This is a genomic window from Verrucomicrobiota bacterium (genome assembly GCA_034440155.1).
Classification (GTDB): Bacteria; Verrucomicrobiota; Verrucomicrobiia; order JAWXBN01; family JAWXBN01; genus JAWXBN01.
Genome location: JAWXBN010000102.1, coordinates 43,543 through 49,679 on the forward strand (window position 1 = coordinate 43,543; position 6,137 = coordinate 49,679).

The following is a 6,137-nucleotide window of genomic DNA, read 5'->3' on the forward strand; positions in this document are numbered from 1 at the left end:
AAGGAGGGGGAAGGAGTCCCCCTCCGGTAACACGATTCACATCACCTACTCTTTCTGGTTTTTCTGTTTATAATTCTCGTATTGGAAAGCTTTGCGGCTGCGTTTATCAAAACCGTCTTTAGCTTCTACTTCGTCCGCTACGGCACTCAAGGAATCCCTTTCCTGATCGAGTTTCGGGGTTCTGGCGGCTGCAGGAAGATTACTGATGGCTTGGGATTGTTCTTTGAGCTTTAGTACAGCCTCTGCCTTTTTTCCTGAATCAGCGAGTTTCAGAGCTTCCTCACGGACCACCCTATTTTGTACCAAGGCCGCTTCTTGGGCCACCTCGACATTCAGCGAGGCGTCGGATTCCTTTTGATTTTCCGTCATTTCGATAGAGGCAAGAATCTGTTGTTTTTTATCTTTCCCGCTTTCTTCATCCTTATAATCGATATTTGCCTGAGCTACGTCCATTTTTCCGCCTGAGGCATTCACCACCCGGGCACGGACCAGGAAACTGCGGTTTTGGGATCCGTAAACCTCGGGCAGGATAATCTCCGCGCGGCGGTTGGTAAAACGGATATCCGGCTCACCTACGACTTCGATACCTTCTACCCCCTCGGGGAGCACGATAATCACGCGCAAATTGCGTGCGAGAATGTTTTGGATTTTGCCGAGTTCCTCCGCAAATATCCCGGGTAATTTTTCCGTATCTTGCACGTAATAATAATTCGCCGCTGAAGCCTCAGCCAGTGAAACCATCAAATCCTCATTATAATCATCCCCCAGCCCGATTGTGGTGACTTGGATGCCCTGTTCGCGCAAATTGCGTCCGAGCCGGGCGAGTTCCGCTGGTGAGCTGGGCCCGACATTGGCGATCCCGTCGGAAAGCAGGAAGACACGGTTGACATTTTCTTTGGCGAAGAATTTATTCACTTGCTGAGCGCCCATCTCCACCCCGGCATAAAGGGCCGTACTCCCGCCATCAGTAATTTCCCGGACCAATGACTTTAAATGCGATTTATCTTTGACTTTCTGGGGCGGGATCAGGAGGTTGCTCAGATCATCGTAGATGACCACGGAGATCGTATCCTTTTCAGAAAGCTGGTCGATCGCCACACAGGCGGCCTGTTTTGCCTTTTCAAGCTTGGGCCCCGCCATGGAACCCGATCGGTCCAGTACAAGGGCCAGATTAACCGGGGTCCGCCTTTTTCGGGATGCTTCCCGGCCTTTAAGCTCGAGTTTAATTAAAACCTCGGCATCTTTGGTTTTAACGATCTTATTCCGGTCGGGGGTGAGTTTGACCGTGATTATTTCTTCGCTTTTGCCTGTGGTTAAACAAAGCGCCAGCGCCGCCATTGTGATTGCGATGAATATTGTTTTCATGCCCTCATACTGGCAAATTCCTTCCCCCGTGTTGTCAGGCTATCGTTAATCAATTGTAAAAAAAATGTAATGAGAGATCAGGAATGTGTTAGATTTCCGCTTGTGGGTCGTTCCGCAGTCCTGTAGATTCATGGCGTTCGTCACAGAGAGGTAATCCGTATTCATGTGAACCAGCTTTCACAAAAGCGGGTAAGGGAATATCCGGAATCATTAACTCTGCGACTTCAATACACCGAACAACAATTTATCCACAAGAAAACACTGACCACTATGAGTAAACATCAATTCCAAACCGAGGTAAACCAACTCCTCCACCTGATCATCCACAGCCTGTACTCGCACAAGGAGATATTCATGCGCGAACTGGTGTCGAACGCCTCTGACGCTTTGGACAAGCTGAAGTATCTCACCCTGACCGATGATCAATTCAAATCCCTATCGTTCAATCCGGCCATCAATATAGAGTTCAACGAGAAAGATCCAAAAACTCTCACCATTTCCGATAACGGAATCGGCATGAACGAGACTGAGCTCGTCGAGCACTTGGGCACGATCGCCCGCTCCGGCACACGCACCTTCCTCGCGGGACTCTCCGGTGACGGAAAAAAGGATTCAAACCTGATCGGTCAATTCGGCGTGGGATTCTACTCCTCATTCATGGTCGCGAACCTGATCGAGGTCACCTCACGGAAGGCTGGCGAGGATACGGCCTGCAAATGGACAAGCACAGGCAAAGGAGAGTTTGAAATTATTGAGGCCGTCCGACCATCCCACGGCACCACTATCGTCCTGCATTTAAATGAAGAGGGTGCGGAATACGCCTCCCACTGGTCGATTGAAAGTCTGATCAAAAAATACTCTAACCATATTGCTTTCCCGATCTTCCTCACCTACGAAAAGACTGAGCGCGATGACAAAGGCAAGGAAACGTCCAAGGCAATGGAAACCGAACAGGTTAACTCTGCCAGCGCCCTGTGGAAACGTTCCAAAAACGAACTCAAGGACGAGGACTACAAGGAGTTTTACAAGACAGTGGGCCACGATGTGGATGATCCGATGTTTTGGACTCATACCCGCGCCGAAGGCACCATTGAGTATACGACCCTCTTCTACATTCCGAAAACCGCTCCATTCGACATGTACTATGCGGATTATAAACCGGGGGTAAAACTCTTCGTCCGCCGTGTCTTTATCACAGATGACGACAAGGAGCTTCTCCCTTCTTGGTTAAGATTCATCCGCGGGGTCATTGACAGCGAGGATCTACCTCTGAATGTCAGCCGCGAAATCCTCCAGCAGAACAAAGTCATGATGAAGATCAAGCTAGACAGCGTGAAAAAGCTCCTCTCTGAATTTGAGAAACTGGCCAAGGACAAGCCTGACATATTCCTGGAGTTTATCGCCCAGTATAATCGTCCCCTCAAGGAAGGCCTCTACTCCGACTATTCACACAGAGATCAATTGATCGACCTGGTAAGGTTCAAATCCTCCAAAGTCGAGGGCTGGACAAGCTTCGCAGACTATAAGGGCCGGATGCAGCCTGAACAGAAGGCCATTTACTTCATCAGCGGGGATAACGAGGTGAAACTCCGCGCCAGTCCGCTGCTTGAAGCCTACAAGAAAAAAGGGATTGAAGTCCTCATTATGGACGACAAAATCGATGAAGTCGTCATTCCCTCCCTTCACAAATACAAAGACGCGGATCTCAAAGCCGTCAACCGTTCCGACGCCGGTGAGGACCTCAAGGATACCCAAGACAAGGAGAAGGAAAAAAACGTTCTTCCTGTCGTGGAAAAGATCAAAAAAGCCCTAGGCGACCGCGTCAAGGACGTCAAAGTGTCCATACGCCTTTCCGACAGCCCGAGCTGTATTGTCACGGATGAATCCGATCCTACCTACCAGATGCATGCGATGATGAAGCAGATGGGTCGCGGCGACGACCTTCCCGAGGTGAAACCCATTCTAGAAATCAATCCGGACCACCCGATTATCACAGGCCTCAAGAATGTTGACGACGAGGAGAAGATTTCCGATGTGGCCGTACTCCTCTTTGACCAGGCCCTCCTGATGGAAGGTGTCGAGATCAAAGATGCCCCCGACTTTGTGAGGAGATTAAATCGTGTCTTAGGCAAAGCATTTTAATGTAGCCTCCCGCCAGCCCCCAGCCCGCGCCAGACCTATTGACCGGGCGCAGGCAGTGCGCATACTAACCGCGCAATTTGCTGCGGGGTATGCCCTGCGCTGAGGGAAATCCTCAGCCGGGCCGCCCCTTTGGCGACTGTCGGATAACGGATGGCCGGGACATAAATACCTGCGTCAAATAATCCCTGCGCTATTTGCAACGCACGGGACTCATCCCCGATCATGACCGGGATAATCGCGCTTTGTGCGGTTACTCCCCTTTGAAATGCCCCCGTAAAAGCTGAAATATTTTCCCAGAGCAATTTGCGCAGTTTTTTCCCCTCATTACCCGATACCACCTCGATAGCTTTCATCGCCGCCGCACAGGTCGCAGGAGGGAGGGCCGTGGAGAAAATGAAGGAACGCGCCCGGTTAAGCAAAAAGTCCACCAGTGCCTGCGAGCCTGCAATGTAACCGCCCCCGCTGCCCAGAGCCTTACTCATCGTTCCCATCTGGATATCGACCCGAGATTGCACCCCGAGATCCTCCGCCAGTCCGGCCCCCGTCGCGCCCAGCACTCCGAGTCCATGAGCCTCATCAATCATCAGCCATGCTCCGTATTTTTCCTTGAGTGCAATCATCTCGGCCAAGGGAGCACGATCCCCGTCCATGGAAAAAACACTCTCCGTAATGACCAATATTTTCCCGCCATTACTGTCGGCCTTTCCCCGAGCCCAAGCTAAATGACTCTCTAATTTCCCCCTATCATTATGGGGAAAAACCCGGACCGCGGCCCCGCTCATTCGGGCTCCATCCACGACACAGGCATGCACCAGTTTATCCAGGATCACCACATCCTCCTTTCCGCACAAAGCCGTCACCGTCCCGAGTGCCGCAGCAAACCCGCTGGAGAAAGTTAATGCCGCGTCAGTTCCTTTCCAACGGGCAATTTGCGCATCCAAAGCTGCTTGCGGCTCGAAATTCCCGCTAATCAGGCGCGAAGCCCCGGCACCCGTGCCATAATGATCCAGCGCAATTTGCGCGGCACCCTTGATCAAGGGGTGATTAGCCAGCCCGAGATAGTCATTCGATGAAAAGTTTAAGACCGTCTGCCCCTCGATCCTGATTTCTGGGCCCTGAGGGCTTTCCACGGTGCGCAATTTGCGCCGGAGATGGGCGGCATCGATTTTGAGTAATTGGCCTGAGAGCCATTGATCCATGTCAGAGGACACAGTCACGACGCACGACCTTTCCATTAATCATAACAAAAGGAACAATGTCCCGGAATCGGCAGACATCCTCAAAGGGGTCATCAAACCCCGTCGCTGGCACCGCCACAAAATCCGCTAGGGCTCCCGGAGCAATTTGCCCGAGACACCCGCCTTTACCTATCGCCCGCGCCGCATCAATCGTACACATATCCAGAAGCTGGCGGTAATTTAGCTGGGGATACTTTTCTTTAGCCGCCCTCATCTCACTAAAGAGATCAAGGCTGTTATTCGAGGCGAGGCTGTCTGTGCCCAAAACAACCCGGGCACCCGCATCACGCAGTTTGATTAGAGGGAATTCCCCGTGCCCGAAATAATGATGACTCTTCGGGCAATGGCAAATCGTCATCCCCCTCCGACCCGCCTCCACGATATCCTCCTCGCTCAGGTAATTCATATGCACCAGCAAATCATCATCCCCGACGGCTCCCTTCCTCAATAAATGCTGGAACGGGGTGTGAATCCCGCAGTCGCTCATGTCACGACCGATACTTTTCATAAACTGGGCAAAATTCCCTTTCCCCAGCGTGAACATGTCAAATTCCTCATCCGACTCGGATACATGCGTCGTGACTAGGCACCCGAGCTCGCGCGCAGCGTCCCGGGCGAGTTTATAAATATCCACCGATGCCGTGTAAGGTGCATGAGGGGAAAGGGCCACTCCCCCCAGCCACTCTTCCGGATAATTCAAAGCCAGCAACATACCATCGACAAAATCGGGCTGGTCCTGCCGCACCCGGATATCGATGAGTTCCAAAGCCCAGATCACACGCAAGGGCGGCGGAGTCAACCGGGGGAAAACCTCAGGGAAACTCTCGATATTAACCACCGTTGTCGTTCCATGATCCAAAAGCTCCTCATACCCCTCATGGATGGACAAGAGATAATCATCAGCAACAAGCATCCGTTTGAGCCCATTAATCTGCCGGATCCAGCTCGAAAAGGAATCCGACGGGATAATCGATCCTTTCATCATCATGTAGTCGAGGTGACAATGGGAATTAATCAATCCGGGCAGCAAAATGCTCGAACCAAGGTCGATGACCTCCTGGTGCGCGAGTCGCCCGCGGAATTTATCTTCCGGCCCGACATCCACCACCCGCCCGTCCTCGACACAGACCATCCCGTCCGCTATCGGCGGAGTCACTACAGGTAAAATGGTACGGGCTTTAATGAGCATGACCCCTTATTATTAATCCCCGTTACCCACTTCGTCAAAAACGAAAAAACGTTTCTTGCCGGAAATTCAAAAATGACTCTCTCCCCCCCTTGCAGAAAGGGGAAAAATTAGGCTTTGTGTGAAGTGAGTCGATAGAGTCAGGATGCTTTCGAGTGCGAGTATAATCTTTTTCCTTCTGGTGTCATAACTTATGAGTCAATTCG

At 51.6% G+C, this 6,137-nt stretch carries 5 protein-coding genes; 1 reads left to right on the forward strand and 4 read right to left on the reverse strand.

Annotation, left to right across the window (positions count from 1 at the left end; genetic code table 11):
• Positions 1 to 45 precede the first annotated feature (45 nt).
• A complete protein-coding gene (locus tag SGI98_10970) occupies positions 46 to 1,365 on the reverse strand; it encodes a VWA domain-containing protein (GenBank protein ID MDZ4743923.1) in 1,320 nt (439 codons plus the stop codon).
• A gap of 88 nt (positions 1,366 to 1,453) precedes the next feature.
• Positions 1,454 to 1,576: a hypothetical protein gene (locus SGI98_10975; GenBank protein MDZ4743924.1), complete on the reverse strand. Its 123-nt coding sequence runs from the start codon at positions 1,574 to 1,576 to the stop codon at positions 1,454 to 1,456.
• A gap of 59 nt (positions 1,577 to 1,635) precedes the next feature.
• Here SGI98_10975 and htpG point away from each other — a divergent pair, with 59 nt between their 5' ends.
• Entirely contained in the window at positions 1,636 to 3,507 is a 1,872-nt protein-coding gene (gene htpG, locus SGI98_10980) for a molecular chaperone HtpG (GenBank protein ID MDZ4743925.1), read from the forward strand.
• Positions 3,508 to 3,542: 35 nt separating this feature from the next.
• On the opposite strand, the gene bioF is transcribed toward htpG, so the two are convergent.
• Complete coding sequence (gene bioF / locus SGI98_10985; protein MDZ4743926.1) at positions 3,543 to 4,724, reverse strand: 8-amino-7-oxononanoate synthase; 1,182 nt, start codon at positions 4,722 to 4,724, stop codon at positions 3,543 to 3,545.
• Positions 4,708 to 5,934, reverse strand: a complete 1,227-nt coding sequence (locus SGI98_10990) for an amidohydrolase family protein (protein MDZ4743927.1) — start codon at positions 5,932 to 5,934, stop codon at positions 4,708 to 4,710. Before SGI98_10990 ends, bioF begins: the two co-directional genes overlap by 17 nt.
• Positions 5,935 to 6,137 lie beyond the last annotated feature (203 nt).

Coding starts and splice junctions, on each gene's coding strand:
- SGI98_10970 (MDZ4743923.1), bottom strand. CDS start 1,365: ATGAAAACAATATTCATCGCAATCACAATGGCGGCGCTGGCGCTTTGT.
- SGI98_10975 (MDZ4743924.1), bottom strand. CDS start 1,576: ATGATTCCGGATATTCCCTTACCCGCTTTTGTGAAAGCTGGTTCACAT.
- htpG (MDZ4743925.1), top strand. CDS start 1,636: ATGAGTAAACATCAATTCCAAACCGAGGTAAACCAACTCCTCCACCTG.
- SGI98_10990 (MDZ4743927.1), bottom strand. CDS start 5,934: ATGCTCATTAAAGCCCGTACCATTTTACCTGTAGTGACTCCGCCGATA.